At 55.7% G+C, this 22,924-nt stretch carries 15 protein-coding genes; all 15 read left to right on the forward strand.

Annotation, left to right across the window (positions count from 1 at the left end; genetic code table 11):
• Positions 1-46 precede the first annotated feature (46 nt).
• Positions 47-1,516, forward strand: coding sequence for a pyridoxal-phosphate dependent enzyme (locus BLT02_RS11405; RefSeq protein WP_092995429.1), 1,470 nt, complete (start codon positions 47-49; stop codon positions 1,514-1,516).
• Positions 1,517-1,767: 251 nt separating this feature from the next.
• Positions 1,768-3,030 carry a threonine synthase gene (locus BLT02_RS11410; protein ID WP_092995432.1) on the forward strand — a complete coding sequence of 421 codons (1,263 nt, stop codon included), beginning with the start codon at positions 1,768-1,770 and terminating at the stop codon, positions 3,028-3,030.
• A gap of 168 nt (positions 3,031-3,198) precedes the next feature.
• The gene (locus BLT02_RS11415) at positions 3,199-4,488 is read left to right on the forward strand and encodes an amidohydrolase family protein (RefSeq protein WP_092995374.1); all 1,290 of its coding nucleotides are present in this window, start codon (positions 3,199-3,201) and stop codon (positions 4,486-4,488) included.
• Between the two features lie 191 nt (positions 4,489-4,679).
• Positions 4,680-6,977 carry a xanthine dehydrogenase subunit XdhA gene (xdhA, locus tag BLT02_RS11420; RefSeq protein ID WP_092995377.1) on the forward strand — a complete coding sequence of 766 codons (2,298 nt, stop codon included), beginning with the start codon at positions 4,680-4,682 and terminating at the stop codon, positions 6,975-6,977.
• Positions 6,978-6,986: 9 nt separating this feature from the next.
• The gene (gene xdhB, locus BLT02_RS11425) at positions 6,987-7,874 is read left to right on the forward strand and encodes a xanthine dehydrogenase subunit XdhB (RefSeq protein ID WP_092995381.1); all 888 of its coding nucleotides are present in this window, start codon (positions 6,987-6,989) and stop codon (positions 7,872-7,874) included.
• Positions 7,867-8,364, forward strand: coding sequence for a xanthine dehydrogenase subunit XdhC (gene xdhC, locus BLT02_RS11430; protein ID WP_092995384.1), 498 nt, complete (start codon positions 7,867-7,869; stop codon positions 8,362-8,364). Before xdhB ends, xdhC begins: the two co-directional genes overlap by 8 nt.
• Before the next feature lie 144 nt (positions 8,365-8,508).
• Positions 8,509-9,849: a putative aminohydrolase SsnA gene (gene ssnA / locus BLT02_RS11435; RefSeq protein WP_092995387.1), complete on the forward strand. Its 1,341-nt coding sequence runs from the start codon at positions 8,509-8,511 to the stop codon at positions 9,847-9,849.
• 143 nt (positions 9,850-9,992) lie between these two features.
• On the forward strand, positions 9,993-13,013 hold the full coding sequence (ygfK, locus tag BLT02_RS11440; protein WP_092995390.1) for a putative selenate reductase subunit YgfK: 3,021 nt from the start codon (positions 9,993-9,995) through the stop codon (positions 13,011-13,013).
• Between the two features lie 246 nt (positions 13,014-13,259).
• Entirely contained in the window at positions 13,260-13,808 is a 549-nt protein-coding gene (locus BLT02_RS11445) for a 4Fe-4S binding protein (protein WP_092995393.1), read from the forward strand.
• 46 nt (positions 13,809-13,854) lie between these two features.
• Entirely contained in the window at positions 13,855-16,431 is a 2,577-nt protein-coding gene (gene xdh / locus BLT02_RS11450; RefSeq protein ID WP_092995396.1) for a selenium-dependent xanthine dehydrogenase, read from the forward strand.
• A 203-nt stretch (positions 16,432-16,634) separates the two neighbouring features.
• Positions 16,635-17,987, forward strand: coding sequence for a YgeY family selenium metabolism-linked hydrolase (locus tag BLT02_RS11455; protein WP_092995436.1), 1,353 nt, complete (start codon positions 16,635-16,637; stop codon positions 17,985-17,987).
• Between the two features lie 130 nt (positions 17,988-18,117).
• Positions 18,118-19,314 carry a knotted carbamoyltransferase YgeW gene (gene ygeW, locus BLT02_RS11460; protein ID WP_092995399.1) on the forward strand — a complete coding sequence of 399 codons (1,197 nt, stop codon included), beginning with the start codon at positions 18,118-18,120 and terminating at the stop codon, positions 19,312-19,314.
• A gap of 228 nt (positions 19,315-19,542) precedes the next feature.
• Positions 19,543-20,016, forward strand: a complete 474-nt coding sequence (locus tag BLT02_RS11465) for a DUF3592 domain-containing protein (protein ID WP_092995402.1) — start codon at positions 19,543-19,545, stop codon at positions 20,014-20,016.
• Complete coding sequence (locus BLT02_RS11470) at positions 20,009-20,521, forward strand: hypothetical protein (RefSeq protein ID WP_092995405.1); 513 nt, start codon at positions 20,009-20,011, stop codon at positions 20,519-20,521. Before BLT02_RS11465 ends, BLT02_RS11470 begins: the two co-directional genes overlap by 8 nt.
• Positions 20,522-20,724: 203 nt before the next feature.
• Entirely contained in the window at positions 20,725-22,578 is a 1,854-nt protein-coding gene (locus tag BLT02_RS11475; RefSeq protein ID WP_092995408.1) for an ABC transporter substrate-binding protein, read from the forward strand.
• The last annotated feature ends 346 nt before the right edge of the window (positions 22,579-22,924 follow it).

Consider the following 22,924-nt stretch of genomic DNA (forward strand, 5'->3'; position numbering starts at 1 on the left):
TTCTATGTATTTTATAAACAGAATGAAGATCCTGAAGGAGGTTAACATGATCGATTTAAGAGTCAATGCACAGGGGAGAGCCCACAATATCCAGCGGGCAAAAGAGCAGAAAATCATCATTCCGACGATCTCACAGATGAAGGATCCCCGGACCATCCCCGACAAGATCCTGGACCAGCTCAAATCCGTAGGGCTGTGGGATGTAAATCCGCTGAACCTGTTTCGTATCACCTGGAAAAATGAGCCGAAGGAGTCAGGAGGCCTTTTCGGGGCTCCCAACTACATCGTCCTGCCCTCCGAGCTCACGGGAGTGAAGGCAAAGATCCTGCTGATGGTCGGCAAGTACTTTCCCACCGGCTGCCATAAGGTGGGAGCTTCCTTCGGCTGCCTGGTGCCTCCCCTGGTGACAGGACAGTTTGATTCCTCCTATCACAGGGCTGTATGGCCGTCCACGGGAAATTACTGCAGAGGCGGCGCATTCAACTCAAAGCTCCTGGGCTGCCACAGCGTGGCCATCCTTCCGGAGGGAATGAGCCGCGAACGTTTTGAATGGCTGGAGACAGTGGCCAGCGAGATCATCGCGACACCCGGATCCGAATCCAACGTTAAGGAGATCTTTGACAAGACCCATGAGCTCGAGAGAGAACCCGACTGCATGATCTTCAATCAGTTTGCCGAAATGGGCAATTACATGTGGCACTACCATGTGACGGGAAATGCCATTGTTGAAGCTTTTGATCACATGAAAGGGGAGAAAGACCGCCTCTTTGGCGCGATCTTTACATCAGGCTCCGCGGGCACCATGGCGTCCGGAGACCGGATCAAGGATGTCTTCCCCGGGGCAAAACTGGGCGTAGGTGAAGCCCTGCAGTGTCCGACCCTGCTGGAGAACGGCTTCGGCGCCCACAGGATCGAGGGAATCGGGGACAAGCATGTGCCCTGGATCCACAATGTTAAAAATACCGACCTGGTGGTGGATATCGATGATGAAGATTCCCAGAAGGTCCTCCGCCTCTTTAATGAGCCGGTCGGTCTCGAATATCTGAAAAGCGCCGGCGTGCCGGAGGACACTCTGGACAAGTTGCAGCTCTTCGGCATCTCTGGCATTGCCAACATGCTCTGCGCCATCAAGATGGCAAAATACTACGAGCTGACAGAGCACGATGTCGTGGCCTCCGTCATGACGGATTCCGCCGTCATGTATTCCTCCCGCGTCCGGGAGCTCCAGGAGGAGGACGGCGCCTATACCAGGGAGATGGCAGCGGTGGATTTCCACACCCACATCCTCGGAGAAAAGACCGACAACATGATGGAACTGACCTATCCCGTCAGAAAGCGCGTCCACAACCTCAAGTACTACACCTGGGTCGAGCAGCAGGGCAAGACATCCGAGGAACTGAACGCCCTCTGGTATGACCAGGAAAACACCTGGGACAGCGTCAAGGCAGACGCGGACAGGATCGACGAGATGATCAGGGAATTCAATGAAGACACGGGACTTTTGAAGAATCTGTAAAAAAGTATTTTGGAGGCAGCCTTAGTATAATTGCCGGGCGGCAGACAGAACCGGAGCAGGAATATGTCCACAGGACATATCCTGCGAGGATTCGTCCCTGGTTTGAAACAGATACCTCTCAATACCTTACAAAAAGTGTTCTGTGAAACGTTACATGAAACGTTATATAAAACGTTACATAAAATGTTACATGAAACGTCACACGAAGCCTCTGAACCCTGAACCGCCTGGAAGGAGAGTCTGACATGATACTGCAGAATGTTACCGGCGCAAAATGTACCCTGTGCGGAAAGGTCATCCCCGCCGGACCCAAGATCACGACCTGCCCCCACTGCGGCGGCATTCTCGACATAGAATACGATTACGATTACATCCGCCGCAGCATTGCCGGAAGCCCGCTCACAGACAGGGATGACCTGACCATGTGGCGCTACAGGGAGTTCCTGCCGGTGGAGGGCACCATGAAATTCCCCCGCCTGCGGGTAGGAGGTTCGCCCCTGTATAAAGCGGACGCGCTGGGAGCACAGCTGGGGATCCGGGATTTATGGATCAAGGACGACGGCCAGAACCCCACGGCATCTCTGAAGGACAGGGCCTCTGCCATGGCAGTGACCAAGGCTGTGGAGGCGGGCATGACCACGATCGCCTGTTCCTCGACCGGAAATGCCGCCAGCTCCCTGGCAGGAAATGCGGCGGCAGCCGGCCTTTCCACCTTTATTTTCGTCCCCTCCCGGGCGCCCAAGGGCAAGGTCGCCCAGCTAATGATGTTCGGAGCGACGGTGATCCTGGTGGAAGGCAGCTATGAAGACACCTTCCGTATTTCCGCCGAGGCCATAGACCGGTGGGGGTGGTACAACCGCAATGCGGCCATCAATCCTTACATGATGGAAGGAAAAAAGACGGTTTCTCTGGAGATCGCGGAACAGCTCTCTTTCAAAATGCCGGATTATGTGGCTGTTTCCGTGGGAGATGGCTGCACCATCGCCGGCGTCTGGAAAGGATTTAAGGATCTGCACATGGCCGGTCTGATAGACCGCCTGCCCCGCCTCATCAGCGTGCAGGCCTCCGGCTGCTGTCCCATCAACACGGCTGCAGCGGCGGGCACCATGGAATGGGTCCCCCAGGAGGAAAACACCTTTGCGGATTCTATCGCGGTGGGCGTTCCCCGCAACCCTGTCAAGGCCCTGCGCGCCATCAGTGAATCAGACGGCGTCATCGTGAACGTCAGCGACGAAGAGATCATGGAGGCCATGCGGATGCTCGGCCGCCACGCAGGAGTATTTGCCGAGCCGGCGGGAGCGGCCGGGACGGCAGGAGTCAAAAAGGCAGTGGAGACCGGCCTCATAGAAAAAAATGCATCGGTGGTCTCCATCGTTACCGGCAACGGTCTAAAGGATGTCAACAATGCCATCAGGGCGGCCGGCGAGCCCATGAGCATAAAGCCGGACATGGACCGCCTGCTGGAGGCATTTGACTCCAGAGGTCTGATTATTCCCTCGCAAAAGCCGGATTAAGACAACAGAGCGATTAAGGCACCGGGGCAATCAAGGCACCGGGCAATCAAGACAGCTGAGAAATCAGGGCACCAGGCCGGTCAAAACAGCAGAGCGGTCAAGGCGCCTGAGCGGGGAGAAACACCTGAGCAAAAAGAAGCATCAGCAGAAGACAGATCGGGGGTTCAAATGGGAAACAGCTTTATATTAAAAGGGAATATCTGTCATACACCCCGCCTGGGCAGCCTGGAGATCCGGGAGCATGCCTGCATTGTCTGTGCGGAAGGCACCTGCAGGGGTATTTTTGATAACATCAGTCAGATACCGGAACAATACAGAGCGCTGGAGGTCATTGACTGCGGGGACGGTCTGGTCCTGCCCGGCATGGTGGATCTGCATATCCATGCCCCTCAGTACGCTTTCCGCGGCACCGGGATGGATTATGAACTCCTGAAATGGCTGGACCGGGTCACTTTTCCGGAGGAGATCAGGTATGCGGACACGGGATATGCCGCCCGGGCTTATGAGATTTTTTCCAACGGACTGAAAAAGGGAGCCACCACCCGTGCGGTTATTTTCGGCACGATCCATGTCCGGTCCACGCTTATCCTGATGGATTGTATGGAAAAGAGCGGACTGATCAGCTTTGTGGGCAAGGTCAATATGGACCGGCATGCACCGCCGGAGCTGACGGAGAAAAGCGTTTCAGAAGCGGAAGCGGATACCCGGCTTTTTATCGAAGAGAGCAGGAAGCGTGGATACAGGAGAACAAAACCGATCATTACACCCCGTTTTGTTCCAACCTGTACAGGAGAGCTGATGGAGGCTCTGGGAAGGATCAGGAAAGAGTATGACCTGCCGGTCCAGTCCCATCTCTCGGAAAATCCCGGGGAGGTGGAGCTGGTCGCGGAGCTGGAACCGGAGGCGGCCTTTTACGGAGATGCCTATGACCGTTACGGTCTTTTCGGAAGAGAAGGAAACACGGTCATGGCCCACGGCATATATTCGACGCCGGAGGAAATGCAGAGGATCCTGGACAACGGCGTCTGGATCGCCCACTGCCCGGCATCCAACATGGACCTTGCTTCCGGGATCGCGCCGGTGCGCCGTTTCCTGGAAAAAGGGATCCGGGTCGGACTCGGAACAGATGTAGGAGGAGGCTTTTCGGACTCCATATTCCGGGCTGTGACCGATACCATACAGGTTTCGAATCTGTACTGGAGATATATCGACAGGAATGCGGGACCGCTGAAATTTGCCGAAAGCCTCTATCTGGCGACAAAGGGAGGCGGAGCCTTTTTTGGCAAAGTCGGAAGCTTTGAGGACGGATATGAATTTGACGCGGTCGTACTGGATGATTCCTCTTTGCAGAGCGCCCGCCCCCTGACGCTTGGGGACAGGCTGGAAAGAGCCGTCTACCTGGAACTGGACAGAGAAGGGATCGTGATGAAGTTCGCCGCAGGCGAACGGATTCTTTAAACCCGACCCTTTAAACCAGATCCTTTAAACCGAATCCTTTAAACCAGATTCTTTAAACCAGACCCTTTAACCCGGATCCATTTTTTGGAAATATTTTTCTGTAAATGTAAATATATAACTGTAAATATATAAAAAAGACATCCGGAAAAGACACGTTGAAAAGACCTGTAGAAAAGAAAAGGAGGCAGCCTATGTATGCGGGACAGAGCGTAAAGCGGGTGGATGCCTTTGACAAGGTGACAGGCCGGTCAAAGTATACTGATGACCTGTGCGACCGCGGCGCCTATATTGCCAGGGTACTGCATTCCACCATTGCCAACGGAAGAGTCGTTTCCATTGATACATCGGAGGCGGAAAAGGTTCCCGGCGTGGTCAGGATCCTGACCTGCTTTGATCTCAAAGAGAAGCACTATTTTCCGACAGCCGGCCACCCCTGGTCCACAGATCCGTCTCATCAGGACGTCGCGGACCGCCTGATCCTGACAGACAGGGTCCGCTTCGCAGGGGACGATATCGCTGCTGTCGTGGCGGAGGACGAGGTCGCCGCCTCGCAGGCTCTGCGCCTGATCAGGGTGGAGTACGAAGAGTACCCCTTTGTGCTGGATGTACAGAAGGCCATGGAGGACGGAGCTCCTCTGCTGCATGAAGAGTATCCCAACAATATCCTCAAACATACGCAGACCCGGCTGGGAGACTATCAGAAGGCGATCCAGGAACCTGGTCTGATCAAGGTGGAGGGCTGGTATGAGACCCCTGTTGTCCAGCACTGCCATATAGAAAACTTTATCTGCTATGCCTTTGTGGAGGGAGGCCGGGTCAACGTGGTCACATCCACGCAGATCCCCCATATCGTCCGGCGTACCGTGGGACAGGCTCTGGGCATTGACTGGGGCAGGGTCCGGGTGGTCAAGCCCTATATTGGAGGCGGTTTCGGCAACAAACAGGACGTCCTTTATGAGCCCCTCTGTGCCTGGCTGAGCCTGCAGACGGGCGGACATCTGGTAAAACTGGATGTACCCAGGGAGGAAACCTTTATCTGCAACCGGACCCGCCATTCGATCCGCAATCACATCGTCTCCTGGGTCAGACCGGACGGAACCTTTGCCGCCAGGAAGCTGGAGGCCTTTTCCGACCAGGGAGCCTACGCCTCCCACGGCCACAGCATCTGCGCTAAAGGCGCCGGCGCCTTCCCGCAGCTTTATCCCTGTGAAAATGTTGAGGTGGATGCCTACACCATTTTCACCAATAAGCCCGTGGCCGGCGCCATGAGAGGCTACGGGATCCCTCAGGCCATGTGGGCTGTGGAGTCCCACACCGAGGACGTGGCTGCCGCCCTGGGAGAGGACCCCCTGGTATTCCGCAGGCGCAACCTCATGCCCGTGGGCTATGTGGACGGTTTTTCCAAAAACCAACTGTACGCGGACTCCTTTAACCAGTGCCTGGACAAGGCCATGGCCGCCATCGACTATGAGAGAAAGGTGAAGGAATACGAGAACCAGACCGGGGACATCCGCAGAGGGATCGGCATGGCGGTCTTCTGGTATAACACGGCAGTCTGGCCTATTTCTCTGGAAAGTTCTTCCTGCCGTATGGTGCTCAACCAGGACGGGTCTTTCCAGCTGCAGGTGGCGGAGACAGAGATCGGCCAGGGCGCGGACACAGCCTTTTCCCAGATGGCGGCGGATGTGGTCGGCGTTCCACTGGAAAAAGTCCATATCATCTCCTGCCAGGACACGGACGTCACTCCCTTCGGTACTGGCGCCTACGCCTCCAGACAGACCTATGTGGCAGGCTTTTCCATCCGCCAGACCGGACTCCTCCTGAAGCAGAAGATCCTGGACTATGCCCATAAACTGACCCGGATGCCGGTCTTCAACCTGGACATTGTCGACGGGAATATCGTCCGGACCACGGACGGCAGGGTGCTGATGAGCCTGGGAGAGCTTGCGACAGAGGCGCTCTACAGCCTCGAAGACAGCCGCCATATCACTGCAGAGAGCACATATCAGGTAAAATCCAATGCCTACTCCTTTGGCTGTACCATTGCCGAGGTGGAGGTCGACATTCCCATGTGCAGGGCAAAGCTCCTCAATGTAGTGAACTGCCACGACGCCGGAAATCTGATCAATCCCGCCCTGGCAGAAGCCCAGGTCCACGGCGGTATGAGCATGGGAATCGGTTTCGGCCTGTCCGAGAAGCTTATGTTTGATGAGAAGACCGGCCGCGCCCTGAACAACAATCTGCTGGACTACAAGATGTCCACCTTCCTGGACCACCCCAAGCTGACAGCCCTGTTCGTGGAAAATCCCGAGCCCACCAGTGCTTTCGGCACCAAGGCCCTGGGAGAGCCGCCGACCTGTTCTGTGGCGCCGGCGATCCGCAATGCCATTTTCCACGCCACCGGAGTGGCACTCAACAATGCCCCGGCAGATCCCCACAACCTGTTCCGCGCCTTTTCAGAGGCCGGACTCTTCCATGACGAAAGGTAAGGTGCCGCTATGTATGATATCAAAGCTCTGTATGAAGCGGGAAGCGTCGAGGAAGCGATCCATCTTCTGGTGGAACATCCACAGGCCCAGATCCTGGCCGGCGGAAGTGATGTCCTGGTGCAGATCCGCGAGGGAAAACGGGCCGGCGCGGAGCTGGTGAGCATCTACGGGATCGACGCGATGAGGGGCGTTTCCTATGACGAAGAGGAAGCCATCCGCATCGGATCCCTGACCAGCTTTTCCCATATCGCGGCAGATCCCATCATTCAGGAAAAGATCCCTGTCCTGGGGGAAGCGGTGAGCCTTGTCGGTGGACCCCAGATCCGCAATATCGGCACCATCGGCGGCAACACCTGCAACGGGGTGACCAGTGCCGACTCGGCCTCTACTCTGTTTGCCTGGGACGCCATCGTGGAACTGACAGGACCGGAGGGGATCCGCAGGCTTCCCATCCAGGATTTTTACATCAAGGCCGGCGTCGTAGATCTAAAGCCGGGCGAGCTGCAGACCGCGATCATTATCCCCAAGAAGTCCTATGAGGGCTACTGCGGAAATTATATTAAATATTCCATGCGCGAGGCCATGGACATTGCCACTTTGGGGTGCTCCGTGAACGCCTCCCTGTCAGAAGACAAAAAGGTGATTCGGGATGCCAGGATCGCCTACGGCGTAGCCGGACCGATCCCCATGAGGGCGCCGACGGCGGAGAAGACCGCGGCAGGCCGGGAAGTGAGCAGGGAGACCGTAAATGCTTTTGCCCGTGCCGTGCTGGAGGACATCAATCCCAGAGACAGCTGGAGAGCGGCCAAAGCCTTCCGCCAGCATATCGCCGTAGAAATGGCAAAAAGGGCCCTGACAAAATCGATCCTTCTGGGAGGGGGTGAGATTCGTGAGTAAACAGTACAAAATGATCCACTGCAGGATCAATGGAAAAGACCGGGATGTCATGGTGGATGTGCGGGCGTCCCTGACAGACATGCTCAGGAACGACTTCCGTCTGACCAGTGTGAAAAAAGGCTGCGAGGTGGGAGAGTGCGGCGCCTGCAACGTCCTGATCAATGGGGAGTGTTTCAACTCCTGCATCTATCTGGCGGTCTGGGCGGACGGCAAGGATATCCTGACGCTGGAAGGTCTGGAGGGTCCCAATAACGAGATCTCCGACATCCAGCAGGCCTTTATCGACGAAGCGGCCGTCCAGTGCGGCTTCTGTACACCCGGTGTCATTATGAGCGCGGTGGAGATCCTGAACGAAGGACGGGAATTGTCCGATGAAGAGATCCGGATCAGGATGTCCGGACATCTGTGCCGCTGCACAGGGTATGAAAATATTTTCCGCGCAGTCAAAAAGACCATGCTCAAAAGGCTGGAGGCGGCGGGAAAACTGTAAACACTCCAGCCGTCCGAACAGACTTCATCAGGACCGCGGATAGACAGTGATCGATTCGTATTATACAGGGATCTGTTTCTGTACGGAGCAGAAAAAAAGCGCGGTGCTTTTCCGTATAGAACAGGGAAAGGAAAAGGTGACGGCATGCTTTTGATTGGAAACGGACAGGTTATTACAAGAGATCCTGACAGGCCTTATCTGAAAGACGGCGCTGTCATCACGGAAGGAACAAAGATCCTGGCGGTCGGCGGGCTGGAGGATCTGAAGAAAAAGTATCCGGAGGCGTCCTTTGTCGACGCGAAGGGCGGCGTCATCATGCCCGGCCTGATCAATGCCCACACGCATATCTATTCCGGGCTGGCCAGGGGCCTTTCCATTGTCGGCAATAATCCCACCAATTTCTTTGAGGTCCTCGACGGCACCTGGTGGGCGATCGACCGGAGGCTCACTCTGGACGGAACCCGGGCGTCTGCCTACGCAACGATCCTGGACTGCATCCGCAACGGCGTGACGACGATCTTTGACCACCACGCCAGCTTCTGCGAGATCCCCGGTTCTCTTTTTGCCATCAGGGACGTCGCGAAGGAAACAGGCATGCGGGCCTGCCTCTGCTATGAGATCTCCGAGCGCGACGGCGAAGAAAAGACCCTGCAGGGGATCCAGGAGAACGCTGATTTTGCCAAATATGCAATTGAAGCCGATGATCCTATGATCAAGGCCATGTTCGGCGGCCACGCCCTTTTCACGATCTCCGACAAAACCTTTGAGAAGATGGTGGAGGCCAATGACGGCATGACCGGCTTCCACATCCACGTCGCGGAGGGGATGAATGACGTCTATGACAGCCTCCGCAACTATGGCTGCCGGCCGGTGAACCGCCTGCTCTACAACGGGATCCTGGGGGACAGGACCCTGCTCGGCCACTGCATCCATGTGAGTCCCGCCGAGATGGACATCATTAAGGAAACCGGAACCATGGTCGTCAACAACCCGGAGTCCAACATGGGCAACGCCGTCGGCTGCGCCCCTGTCCTTCAGATGATGAAAAAAGGGATCACCGTCGGCATGGGAACCGATGCCTATACCCACGACATACTGGAGAGCATGAAAGTTTTCCTGATCATCCAGAGACACAACGCTGCCCTCCCCAACGTCGCCTGGGGCGAGGATTTCACCATGCAGTTCACAAACAACCGCATCATAGCCGAGAAGTATTTCGGTGTGCCCCTCGGTATCCTCAAAGAGGGAGCCGCTGCCGACATCATTGTTATGGACTACAAGCCCTTCACTCCTTTTTCCGATGAAAATATCGACGGACATATGCTCTTTGGCATGAACGGAAGAAACTGCCGGACTACCATTATAAACGGACGTCTTCTCTATAAAGACCGCGAATTCGTCGACCTGGATGAGGACAGGATCAATGCCTGGACCCTCGAACAGAGCAAAAAGCTCTGGGGCGAGCTCAACCACAGGGAATACTGATCACTTAGGACTCTGACCGCAGAGAATATTGACCACTAGATCTCTGACCACGGTGAATACTGATTACTCAAATCTCTTACCACAGGGAATACTGATCACCTAAGACTCTGACCACAGGGATATAGATACGAAAGGAGGACACCATGAGCGATATTATGCGTCCCATGTCCTTTGGGCATCTGATGAACTGGATCCTGGAGGAATATCAGAAGAGCGGAAGCATCTTCGGGGTTTCAATGCCTGTGAAGCATTCCAACCGGCAGGCCCTGCCGATTTTTAAAGAAAAAATTGAAGCGCCCTTCGGCCCGGCGGCCGGTCCCAACACCCAGCTGGCGCAGAATATCGTCGCGGCTTACGCGGCCGGGTCCCGCTTTTTTGAACTGAAAACGGTTCAGATCATGGACGGTCCCGAACTGGCCGCCTGTGTCAATAAGCCCTGCATCATAGCGGACGATGAGTGCTACAACTGCGAGTGGTCCACAGAGCTCTACGTGACGCAGGCCTGCGCGGAATACATCAAAGCGTGGGTGGCCTGCAAACTTCTGGCCCGGGAATTCGGTATGGGAGATCCCGATGCCTTTGTCTTCAACATGTCTGTCGGTTACGACCTGGCGGGGATCAAATCCGAAAAGATCAACACCTTTATCGACACCCTGATCAATGCGGAGAACTCTGATGTTTTTAAAGAATGTATCGGATGGGCACTGGCGAATGAGGAAAGATTCAAAATTGTGGACGAGGCCTATATCCGCGGCGTTTCTTCCAGGATCTCCGCCTCCATCACAGAATCCACCCTGCACGGATGTCCGCCTGACGAGATCGAGAGGATCGCGACCTATCTGATCACAGAAAAAAATCTGAACACCTATATCAAACTGAATCCGACCCTTCTGGGCTACGACTACGCCAGGGCAAGGCTCGATTCCCTGGGCTTTGATTATGTAGCCTTTGACGACCACCACTTCAAAGAGGACCTCCAGTGGGAGGATGCTGTACCCATGCTGGAGAGGCTGACGGCTCTGGCGGCGGAAAAGGGCGTCGAGTTCGGCGTCAAGCTGACCAACACTTTCCCGGTGGATGTAACCCGGGGCGAGCTGCCCAGCGAGGAAATGTACATGGCAGGCCGCGCCCTGTTTCCTCTGACCATTCATCTGGCGGCCAGGATCAGCGAGACCTTCGGCGGCAGGCTCCGCATCTCCTATTCGGGCGGAGCGGCTATCAATAACATAAAGGCCCTCTTTGACGCGGGGATCTGGCCCATCACCATGGCCACCAACGTGCTCAAGCCGGGCGGATACCAGAGGATGTGCCAGATCGCGGACCGTCTCATGGACTGCGGCAGCACTGCTTTTACTGGTGTGGACATCGCAGCCGTCAAGGCAATGGACGAAAACGCGGCAGCCGCCGGTTTCTATACAAAACCGGTCAAACCTCTCCCGGACCGCCATATCAAAAAAGAGCTCCCGCTCTTTGACTGCTTCACATCCCCCTGCAGGGAGGGATGTCCCATCGGCCAGGATATTCCCGCCTACCTGCGGGCCATGGCTCAGAAGGATCCGGAGAAGGCCTTCCGCATCATCCTGGAGAGAAATCCCCTTCCCTTCATTACGGGAACGATCTGCCCCCACCACTGCGGGGACAAGTGCATGCGCAACTACTACGAGGAGACCCTGCACATCCGCGAGACCAAACTCGCGGCAGCCAGAGCAGCCTGCGCAGAGGTATTCCCGACCCTGGGCGCGCCGCAGACCGGTTCCTCCTGCGGCTCCGGCAGTGCAGACAGCGCCCGAAAGAAGGTCGCTGTGATCGGCGCAGGCCCCGCGGGCCTCTCCGCAGCCGCCTTCCTGTCCAGAGCCGGCATTCCGGTGACGGTATTTGAACGCAGTGAAAAACCCGGCGGTGTCGTCGCCCATGCCATTCCGGACTTCCGCATCGCTTCGCCAGAGATAGAAAAGGACGTCGCGATCTGCCTTGCTTTCGGCGCAGAGCTTGTCTGCGGGCGGGAGATCTCCTCTGTTGAGGAACTCCGGAAAGAGGGCTTTACCGATGTGATCGTGGCTGTCGGCGCCTGGAAGAGCGGGGAGAACCCCCTCTCGTCCGGAGAATGTCTGGACGCCCTCCACTTCCTCCAGATGGTCAAAAAAGACCCCGCAGCAGCCGGAGAGGGCTCAAATATCGTCGTCCTGGGCGGCGGCAATACAGCCATGGACACAGCCAGGGCCGCGAAACGCCTGCCCGGCGAACGAAATGTCCGCCTGGTCTACCGCCGCACGAAACGTTATATGCCGGCGGATGAGGAAGAGCTTCAGATGGCCCTTGAAGACGGCGTGGAGTTCATGGAGCTCCTGGCGCCCGAAACCCTTGAAGACGGCAGGCTGACCTGCAGTGTGATGGAGCTCGGCGCGCCGGATGAATCCGGCAGGCGGTCCCCTGTCCCGACAGGAAAGACTGTTCAGATCCCCGCCGACATCGTGATCGCCGCGGTGGGCGAGCGCATCGATACCGGCCTGTTCGAGGCGGCGGGCTGCGCCCTGGACAAAAAAGGACGCCCGGTAGTGGACGCGGATATGAAGACCTCCGCAGCAGGCGTCTACGCCATCGGCGACGCCAGAAGAGGTCCTGCGACTGTGGTCGAAGGGATCGCGGACGCGGCGAAGGCAGCGGCGGCGATCGGAGGGATCAGCTTCGAGACCTGGGCCGGCGAAAACGCGGCGGCGCCCGAAGCGGACTACCTGTGCAAAAAGGGAATCGTGTCGGAGGACACCGGGGCCATGCCGGACGAAAGGTGCCTGGGCTGTCCCACTGTCTGCGAAGTCTGTGCTGACGTCTGTCCCAACCGCGCCAATGTGGCCATCCACGTTCCCGGCAGACAGCAGGCCCAGATCATTCATGTCGACGGCATGTGCAACGAGTGCGGAAACTGCGCCGTCTTCTGTCCTTACAGCGGCAGGCCTTACAAAGACAAATTCACCCTGTTCTGGTCTGAGGAGGACTTTGCGGACAGCACCAACGAAGGCTTCCTGATGACCGGACAAGACAGCGTGAAGATCCGCCTGGACGGCACTGTGACGACCGTGAAAACAGAGGAAGCGGACAAAGTGTCGAAGGATGCGGCGGCAGTGATCAATACCGTCCTCACAGACTATGCCTACCTGCTGCCCTGACTCAACATAAGGGCGGGAGCCCTGAAACCGGATAAACTGTCCAGATGCTGCATAACGGTGAGAGCATTCGAACAGGGGGCTTCTCACCTGGTTACTCAGACTTCGGAGAGATAATAAAAGAGACAGATAACAAAAGAGATAGCTGACAAAAAGACAGCTGACAAAAAGACAGCTGATAAAAGAGATAATTTTAAAGAAACCACAGACGAGATCAGCAGCGTCGACCCGCTGCTACGAAAGGTTTTTATGAAGAAAAAATCTGTTGCCGTGATCCGCTGCAGCGGCTCCGCTGCCATCATTCAATCTGCCTCGGAAGGCCAAAGCGGCCCGGACTGCGCGGCCATAAAAACATCGGTAAAAGCTCTAAGTCCGGAAGGAATCCCCGGCGCCTGTGCATTTGGCTGTCTCGGAGGAGGAAGCTGCGCGGCAGCCTGCCCTCTGAAAGCGATCACGTTAAAAGAGAAAGGGCCCGCCTCAGTCGACCAGGAAAAATGTGTCGGCTGCGGGAAATGCGTCAAAATCTGCCCGCAGCAGCTGATCAGCCTCATTCCTCCCGAGAACACGATCCAGCCCTTCTGCTCGGGCAGGGCTCCGGCAAAAGAAACGAGAGAGTCCTGCAGCTCCGGCTGCATCGGCTGCGGAATCTGTGAAAAAGCCTGCCCTGCGGGAGCGATCCGCGTCGAGGACCAGCATGCTGTGATCGACCAGGAGCGCTGCATCGCCTGCGGCATGTGCGCTTCCAAATGTCCCCGCGGTGTGATCCATGACGCCAACGGCATTTTTTCCATCCGATGAAATAAGACACAGGATTTTTTAAAGCACTCGAGAGGAGGATGCCCTTATGCAGGAAAAATACCAGTTCACTGTCAATGGCAGACAGTGCTCTACAGATGAGAACAAGCCTCTCCTGCGCTTTCTGAGGGATGATCTGCATCTGTATTCAGTCAAAGACGGCTGCAGCGAGGGCGCCTGCGGCACCTGCACCATCGTCGTTGACGGAGCGGCGGTCAAATCCTGTGTCCTGACGACACAAAAGGCCGCCGGACGTAACATACTGACGGTGGAAGGCCTCAGCGACTTTGAAAAGGAGGCCTTCGTCTATGCCTTCGGGATCAGCGGATCGGTCCAGTGCGGCTTCTGCACCCCCGGTATGGTCATGGCCGGCAAAGCCCTGCTGGACAAAAATCCGGATCCCTCGGAGGAGGAGATCAGGACCGCCATCAGGGGCAATATCTGCCGCTGCACAGGCTACCGCAAGATCATCGACGGGATCAGGCTCACGGCTTCCATCCTCAGAGGGGAGACGAAGATCGATCCCGAAGCGGAGAAGGGGGACGATTTTGGCGTCGGCCGCCGCGCCTTCCGCATAGATGTGAGAAAAAAGGTGCTAGGCTACGGCAAGTATCCGGACGATATCGAGATGGAGGGGATGCTCCATCTTTCCGCTGTGCGCTCCAAATACGCCAGAGCCCGCGTCCTGTCCATCGATGCTTCAGCAGCTCTTGTCCTTCCGGGCGTAGCCGGCGTCCTGACCGCTGAGGATGTGCCCAATAACAAGGTGGGACACCTCCAGCAGGACTGGGACGTCATGATCGCTGTGGGCAGCGTGACCCGGTGCGTCGGCGATGCCATCTGTCTGGTGGCAGCCGAGACAGAGGAAATCCTGGAGAAAGCCAAAAAGCTGGTCAAAGTGGAGTATGAGGTACTCGAACCTGTGACCACCATCGCCCGGGCCATGGCACCGGACGCTCCAAAGGTCCACAGCGCGGGCAACCTCTGCCAGAGCAGGCACGTCACCCGGGGCGACGCGGCCGCCGCTCTGGCAGCCTCGGCATACACAGTGACCAGATCCTTCAGCACACCCTTTACCGAGCACGCCTTCCTGGAACCGGAATGTGCTGTGGCTTTTCCCTATAAAGACGGCGTCAAGATCCTGAGCACGGACCAGGGAGTCTATGACACCCGCAAGGAAGTTTCCATCATGTTCGGCTGGGATCCTGAGCGGGTCGTCGTGGAGAACCAGCTGGTCGGCGGCGGTTTCGGCGGCAAGGAGGACGTGACCGTACAGCACATCAGCGCTCTGGCTGCCTGGATCTACAAACGGCCGGTCAAAGCCCGCTTCAGCCGCCAGGAATCCATCAATTTCCACCCCAAGCGCCATGCCATGGAGGGGACTTTTACCCTGGGCTGTGATGAAAACGGTATTTTTACAGCCCTGGACTGCGACATCTATTTTGACACGGGAGCCTATGCCTCCCTGTGCGGACCGGTGCTGGAGCGCGCCTGTACCCATTCCGTGGGTCCCTACTGCTACCAGAACACCGATATCCGCGGATACGGTTACTATACCAACAATCCTCCCGCCGGCGCCTTCCGGGGCTTCGGCGTCTGCCAGAGCGAATTTGCCCTGGAGTCCATGATCAACCTGCTGGCTGAAAAGGTCGGGATCTCCCCCTGGGAGATCCGCTTCCGCAACGCCATCGAGCCGGGCAAAGTCCTTCCCAACGGACAGATCGCCGACCCTTCGACAGCCCTCAAGGAGACCCTCCTGGCAGTAAAAGATGTTTACGAAGCCAATCCCGGCCGGGCCGGTATTGCCTGCGCCATGAAGAATTCCGGCGTGGGCGTCGGCCTGCCTGACAAGGGCAGAGCAAGGCTGGTGATCGAGGACGGCGTCTGTGTCATCTACTGCGCCGCCTCGGATATAGGACAGGGATGCCTGACAGTTTTCTGCCAGGACGTGGCCCAGGCCACAGGCCTGCCGCTGTCCAGGATCCGCAACGGAGCCGGCAGTACAGAGATCGCGCCGGATTCGGGCACCACCTCCGGCTCCCGCCAGACCCTGCTCTCCGGCGAAGCAGTCCGTCAGGCTGCCCTGCAGCTTGCTCAGGCCCTGGAGGAGGCGGGAGGAGACCTGTCTGCTCTCGAGGGACGGGAATTCTTTTATGAATATTTCGAACCTACCGACAAGCTGGGCGCAGATGTACCCTTCCCCAAGAGCCACATCGCCTACGGCTACGCGACCCACGTGGTCATTCTGGACGAAAAAGGCCGGGTGACCGAGGTCTACGCCGCCCATGACTCCGGAAAAGTCGTCAACCCTATTTCCATCCAGGGACAGATCGAGGGCGGCGTGCTGATGGGCATGGGCTATGCCCTGACAGAGGACTTCCCCCTCAGGGACGGCGCCCCCCAGGCACGCTACGGCACACTGGGACTTCTGCGCGCGCCGCAGATCCCCGATATCCATGCCATCTATGTGGAAAAAGAGGAACTCCTTCCCGTCGCCTACGGCGCAAAAGGTATCGGAGAGATCGCCGCCATCCCCACTGCCCCCGCCCTGCAGGGCGCCTACTATGCCCTGGACGGCATTTTCCGCACAAAGCTTCCCATGGAAAAGACATGGTACAAAAAGTAAAATGAGCAAAACGCAGTCAATGCATGTAGGTTTATAAACAAGGGTCACGGCAGCAAATCTAAAAAAACATGACAGGAAAATCCGCGATAAAACCTTGAATAAAAAACGTGACAGGGAACCCCGCAATACAAAAACCGTGATAAAAAAACGCCTGAAGAACCAGGAGTTGAAAAGGAGACACAGAAATGGCACTGGATAAGGCACTGGATTATGAAAAAATAAAAGAAGCAGCTGAGGATTACCGGGCGGATATGGTCCGGTTCCTGCGCCAGATGATCTCCCGCCCGAGTGAGAGCTGCGAAGAGAAAGAAGTCGTAGAATGTATCAAAGCCGAAATGGAAAAAGTCGGATTTGATAAGGTAGAGATCGACGGCCTCGGCAATGTCATCGGCTGGATCGGAGACGGGGACAAAATCCTGGCGATCGACTCACATGTAGATACCGTGGGAATCGGCAATATCGAGAACTGGGACCATGACCCCTACGAGGGATATGAGACCGATGAGATCATTTACGGCCGCGGCGGCTCCGACCAGGAGGGCGGCATGGCCAGCGCTGTCTATGCGGCGAAGATCATGAAGGATCTGGATCTGATCCCCAGGGGATATAAGATCATGATCGTGGGCAGCGTCCAGGAAGAGGACTGCGACGGTATGTGCTGGCAGTACATCTACAACAAGGACAAGATCGTTCCGGAGTTCGTGATCTCCACGGAGCCGACGGACGGCGGGATCTACCGCGGTCACCGCGGCCGCATGGAGATCCGCGTGGATGTCAAGGGGATTTCCTGCCATGGCAGCGCGCCGGAGCGCGGGGACAATGCCATCTACAAGATGGCGGACATCATTGCGGACGTCCGTTCCCTCAATGAAAACGGGTGCGGCGAGGAGGACGAGATCAAGGGCCTCGTAAAAATGCTGGAGCCGGAATACAATCCTGACCACTACGAGGACGCCAGATTCCTCGGCCGCGGGACCTGCACCGTCTCCCAGATCTTCTACACCTCCCCCAGCCGCTGCGCAGTAGCGGACAGCTGCTCTGTCTCTATCGACCGCCGCATGACGGCGGGAGAGACCTGGGAGTCCTGCCTGGAGGAGATCCGCCGGCTTCCCTCCTGTAAAAAGTACGCGGATGACGTCAAGGTCTCCATGTACATGTACGACAGACCCTCCTGGACCGGAGAAGTCTATGAGACAGAGTGCTATTTCCCCACCTGGATCAACAAAGAGAACGCGGCCCATGTCCAGGCCCTGGCGGATGCGCACAGAGCCCTCTACGGTGACCGGCGCCAGTCCTCCCCCTCCTCTGCGGATAAAAGAAACCGCCCGCTCATCGACAAGTGGACGTTTTCCACCAACTGCGTTTCGATCCAGGGCAGATACGGAATCCCCTGCGTTGGCTTCGGACCCGGAGCCGAAAGCCAGGCCCATGCGCCGAACGAAGTGACCTATAAGGACGACCTCGTCAGATGCGCGGCCGTCTATGTCGCTGCCCTGAATCTTTACGACAGTGAAAAAAAGACGGACGATGCTACCCAGTTCAGAGCCGGAAAGTGATGTCAGAATTGGAAAGTGATGTCAGAATCCAGAAGGGTTTAAAGCGATATCAGAACACAAAAGGGCTTAAAACAGATACCGGAGAATATGAAAGGACTCCGGAAAAGGATTCCAGGAAAGGATTCAGAATATGGATAAAAAACTACAGGGTTACATTGACAAGTTGAACAGTCTGAATTTTAAAAAAATGTATGAGGGAGACTTCTTTCTCACCTGGGAGAAGACTGACGATGAGATCGAGGCGGTCTTTACCGTGGCGGACGCCCTCCGCTATATGAGGGAGAACAATATTTCCACCAAAGTGTTTGAGTCCGGTCTGGGCGTTTCCCTTTTCCGAGACAATTCCACCCGCACCCGCTTTTCCTTTGCCTCCGCCTGCAACCTGCTCGGTCTGGAGGTGCAGGATCTGGACGAGGGCAAGAGCCAGATCGCTCACGGCGAGACCGTCCGCGAGACAGCCAACATGATCTCCTTCATGGCGGATGTCATCGGGATCCGCGACGACATGTATATCGGCAAGGGAAACAAATACATGCACGATGTCGTGGACGCTGTGACTCAGGGACATGAAGCGGGCGTCCTGGAGCAGAAGCCCACCCTGGTCAACCTCCAGTGCGACATCGACCATCCCACCCAGTGCATGGCCGACATGCTGCACATCCTCCACACCTTTGGCGGAGCAGAAAAGCTCAAAGGCAAAAAGATCGCCATGACCTGGGCTTATTCCCCCAGCTACGGCAAGCCCCTCTCCGTTCCCCAGGGCGTGATCGGCCTGATGACCCGCTTCGGCATGGATGTCGTCCTGGCCCACCCCGAGGGCTACGAAGTCATGCCCGAGGTGGTGGAAGTCGCAAAGAAGAACGCGGAGGCCTCAGGAGGGAGCTTCAGCATGACCAATTCCATGGAGGAGGCCTTCAGGGATGCCGATATCGTTTATCCCAAGAGCTGGGCTCCCTTTGCAGCCATGGAAAAGCGCACCAATCTCTACGGAGAAGGAGACACAGAGGGCATCCAGGCCCTGGAAAAAGAACTCCTGGCCCAGAACGCCGGGCATAAGGACTGGTGCTGTACAGAGGACCTGATGGCCCTGACAAAGGACAAAAAAGCTCTTTACCTGCACTGCCTGCCCGCCGATATCAACGGTGTCAGCTGCGAGGAAGGTGAAGTGGAGGCGAGCGTCTTTGACCGTTATCGCGATTCCCTCTACAGACAGGCCAGCTACAAGCCCTGCATCATTGCCGCCATGATCTTCCTGGCCAAGCAGAAGGACCCGGCCGCGACACTGGAAGCCCTGACCCGGAGAAATGCTCCCCGGCACATGAAATAAAACGATCCGGCCGCCGGCAGATCCCCGGACCGTCCGGACAGCGGATGCTTTACAAAATAAGCCGGGCTATGAAGTGAGATGATCCGGCTGCCGGCAATCCCCTGAAAGCCCCGATGCAGTTGCGGTACAAAATAGTACAAACTATACTGTACATAATCGGTACGGATAAAAAAACAGACATACCCGCAAAAAAGAACATAAATACCACATATAATAAAAAAGGAGACTATGATGAACAAACTGGTCACGTTTTTTCGGGAGACCAGCATGGGCAGGTTCCTGATCGGTGCAGGCATTATTCTGATCATTTTCGGATGCATCGTCCGCAGCTTTGCAAAGGATAACGCGAACTACATCAAAACCGATGCGGTAGTCACTAAAACGGAATTATTTGAGGAAGCGGATGAGAAAAACAACACCGAGGCTCTTTACACTGTCGATGTCAAATACATAGTAGACGGCACAGAATATGAAGAAGAGTATGGTGTCTTCTCTGGCTATAAAGTGGGAGACCAGGTCACGATCTCCTATGATCCGAAAAACCCCGCTGAGATCGCCCAGCCCGGCAACAATAAACTTGAGGGATATCTGTTTATCCTGGCCGGGGTCGCCGCGCTCGCTGCCGGGATCGTCAGCCTGGCCAGAGCCGCGCAGAAACACAAAGCATTGAAAGAACAGGAAAAGGAGTGGACAAATGGCTGATCACACTTATTTTTTTCAGCCCGAAAAAAAGATCCTGAAACAGGGATTTTTCATGACAGACGAAGACAAGAACGTTGTCTATGAGGCAAAGATGCTCAAGCAGCCCATCCTGGGCGCCATGGAATTTGAATTCATCAACCACATCACCGGCCAGTCCGGCGTCCACAAAGTCGGCCATACCGTCACAACGGAGACATCCGGCCTGTTTGAATTCTTTTCTATCAAATCCTCCTTCAAATATGACGGAGAGAATATCTGGGATTACCTGCATGACCAGGGGATCAGGATCGATTCCTCCATAGCAGGCGACAGGATCGGAATGAGCTACCACATCTCCCTCAAGGGAAAAGACATGGCGGAAATCGCCACGGCATCACCCGACGGAGGAAACGGCCTGATCACAGGCGCTTCCTGGCTGAAAGTGACTGCTGCCGAAGAAGACATCGACCTGGCATTCCTGACTGCATTCTCTATCGCCAGGACCGATCAGTCATTTTATGACTGATGTGACTGCTGCCGTTTTAACTCAGAGGATCCTTATTACTCACAATAAACGCACAATGAACTGAACAATGAACTAAACTATGAACTGCACAACGAACTGACAAGGGATCCCAATGATAATTCTTTCGGAACACCCCTCCCCGCTTCTTTTGCTCTAAGCACGAGCGGCGGGGAGTTCATCAGGCTTTTAAGAGGAGATGCAGGATGAGCGGAAACTGGCTTCTTCTTCCGGTGTATAAGACCTGTAAGGCTATTAAAATCTGTAATACTTACAAAATTTTTAAAATATGTATGGCAGTCCTTCTGGCCCTGATGCTGCTCCTGTCCGGCTGCGCCGGCGCGGGAGACGGGGGCAGATCTGAAGACCGGAATAATTCCGGCGGTGCGGAGCTCACCGGGGCCGGGATCAGCAGCGGTTCCGCTGCGGAAGGAGATGCGGCCGCGGGCAGGGAGCCGGACTCGGACAAAGGGGCAGTTTCAGAAAGTGAGACAGCCCTGGAAAATGAGGCTCTCGCGGAAGCCCTGCAGACCGCGCCCGAAGAAGGCCTGCTCCGGATCGGAACTTCAGAGGCCGTCAAATCCATGGATGTGCACAGGGTGACCAGCAGCTACATGGTGCCTCTCAATATCTATGAACGTCTCTTTGATATCAAAGTCAACGACGACGGGACTACGGAACTGGTCCCAAGCCTGGCCAGAGAGTTTTCCCTTTCTGAAGACGGCCTGACCTACAGCTTCACTCTCCGGGACGACGCCTTTTTCTGGGACGGAAGCCCCGTAAAGGCGTCCGATGTGGCTTTTACATTCACCAGGATGCTCTCTCTTCCGGACAGCCTTCAGCGGGATTTTGCGGATTCGATAAAAGGAGCGGCAAAAGTGGTGTCCCAAAAGACAGATACGTTGGAAGGAATCAGGGTCCTGGATGACAACCATCTCACGATCACCCTGTCCAGGCCTTTTACCGGTTATATTTATCAGCTCGCGACTCCGTCCTGCAGTATCCTCAGCGAGGAATTTGTGCGCGGGGCCGGAGACGCCTATGGATCTGATCCGGAACATACAATGGGCTCCGGCCCTTACAGAGTGACAGAACTTACGAACAATCGGGTCGTTTTTGAAATGAACCCTTATTACAGGTACGATCAGCCTGTCACAGTTAAAAAAGCTGAGCTCCTGGTCCTGGATCCAGCCATTATGGATAAGGTGTTCCGGGAGGAAGGGCTCGATATCCTGGATTGTGAATTTGTCAATACGGAAACGCTGAAAGAGGTTTACAAGTCCGCGGAATGGAAAGACCGTCTGATCACCAGGGGCTGCGTGGATATCATTTTCTTCATGCTCAATATGGCTGACCGCCCGCTCAAAGATGTCCGGGTGAGAAAAGCGGTCCAGATGGCCATTAACCGGCAGAAGATCCTGGATGAGCTCTATGACGGGGACGGAAGACTGGTGGACGGTATTTATCCCGAAGGCCTGATCGGTTACAGTGAGGAGAATCAGGGATGGCTTCAGTACGACCCGGAGGGCGCGAAAAAGCTGATCGAACAGGTACCGGAAGTGAAGAACTGCCGGATCGAGATCGCTGCGAATTCCACGGGAAGTACCCGGGATCTTACCATGCTGGAAATGATCCGTCAGGATCTGCTGGCAGTCGGACTGGATACTGTTATTGTGAATTATGATGCGGACAGCCGTATCTATCTTAGAAGAAAAGGTAAACTCATGACCTTTGTCGGGAGCTGGTCCGCCGATTACAATGACCCCGACAACTTTATCTACTCTTTTTTCGGAAGCCGGGAAAAAACCCTGCGCCATTCGTCCAACTATGCGGATGAAACCGTATTGAAACGCATCGCCGCCGCCCGGACGATCCGGAATGAAAATAAGAGGCTAAAGGAGTACGCCGACCTGGAGAAGCTCCTGGTACAGGAGGAAGCAGTCTGGGTGCCTCTGCTCTCGACGGAACATCTGTTTGTACTGGGAGACCGGGTGGAAAGCTTTGTCCCCTATTGGGCGGGCTGGAGTTCCATGACTTTTAAAGATGTCACCCTGAAGTGAAGACAGACTGGTTTAAATGGAGATGGACGCCAACGTGGTCAAACGAGCGTCAAATTAGGGAAATTTCACACTGAAGCCTGAAAATGGGTACAAAGAACCAGACGTATCTGCGATTTTTCTTTAAAAATCGCCAATACATCTCTTTTGAAAGCGTAATCAACCGGAGTGATTACCAGTTTCCAGGTACAGCAGGAGAAGAGCCGGTGCACCTTTGAGGCTCTGCATGCAAATTCAGCAGACGAGTGTGCCAAAAATAAGTGGTGTGCCAAAAATCAATGATTTTTGGCACAATGGATTGGTAATTAAATCCACTTGCTGAAAGGGGTCTCCGGGTCAAGGTTCAGCT

Origin of the sequence: Sarcina sp. DSM 11001 (genome assembly GCF_900101015.1) — a bacterium.
In the GTDB taxonomy this organism is placed as follows: Bacteria; Bacillota; Clostridia; order Lachnospirales; family Lachnospiraceae; genus CAG-791.

Excerpts from the sequence above, each read along its gene's own strand:
- BLT02_RS11405 (WP_092995429.1), top strand. The coding sequence starts at position 47 with ATGATCGATTTAAGAGTCAATGCACAGGGGAGAGCCCACAATATCCAG.
- BLT02_RS11415 (WP_092995374.1), top strand. The coding sequence starts at position 3,199 with ATGGGAAACAGCTTTATATTAAAAGGGAATATCTGTCATACACCCCGC.
- xdhA (WP_092995377.1), top strand. The coding sequence starts at position 4,680 with ATGTATGCGGGACAGAGCGTAAAGCGGGTGGATGCCTTTGACAAGGTG.
- xdhB (WP_092995381.1), top strand. The coding sequence starts at position 6,987 with ATGTATGATATCAAAGCTCTGTATGAAGCGGGAAGCGTCGAGGAAGCG.
- ssnA (WP_092995387.1), top strand. The coding sequence starts at position 8,509 with ATGCTTTTGATTGGAAACGGACAGGTTATTACAAGAGATCCTGACAGG.
- ygfK (WP_092995390.1), top strand. The coding sequence starts at position 9,993 with ATGAGCGATATTATGCGTCCCATGTCCTTTGGGCATCTGATGAACTGG.
- BLT02_RS11445 (WP_092995393.1), top strand. The coding sequence starts at position 13,260 with ATGAAGAAAAAATCTGTTGCCGTGATCCGCTGCAGCGGCTCCGCTGCC.
- xdh (WP_092995396.1), top strand. The coding sequence starts at position 13,855 with ATGCAGGAAAAATACCAGTTCACTGTCAATGGCAGACAGTGCTCTACA.
- ygeW (WP_092995399.1), top strand. The coding sequence starts at position 18,118 with ATGGATAAAAAACTACAGGGTTACATTGACAAGTTGAACAGTCTGAAT.
- BLT02_RS11465 (WP_092995402.1), top strand. The coding sequence starts at position 19,543 with ATGATGAACAAACTGGTCACGTTTTTTCGGGAGACCAGCATGGGCAGG.
- BLT02_RS11470 (WP_092995405.1), top strand. The coding sequence starts at position 20,009 with ATGGCTGATCACACTTATTTTTTTCAGCCCGAAAAAAAGATCCTGAAA.
- BLT02_RS11475 (WP_092995408.1), top strand. The coding sequence starts at position 20,725 with ATGAGCGGAAACTGGCTTCTTCTTCCGGTGTATAAGACCTGTAAGGCT.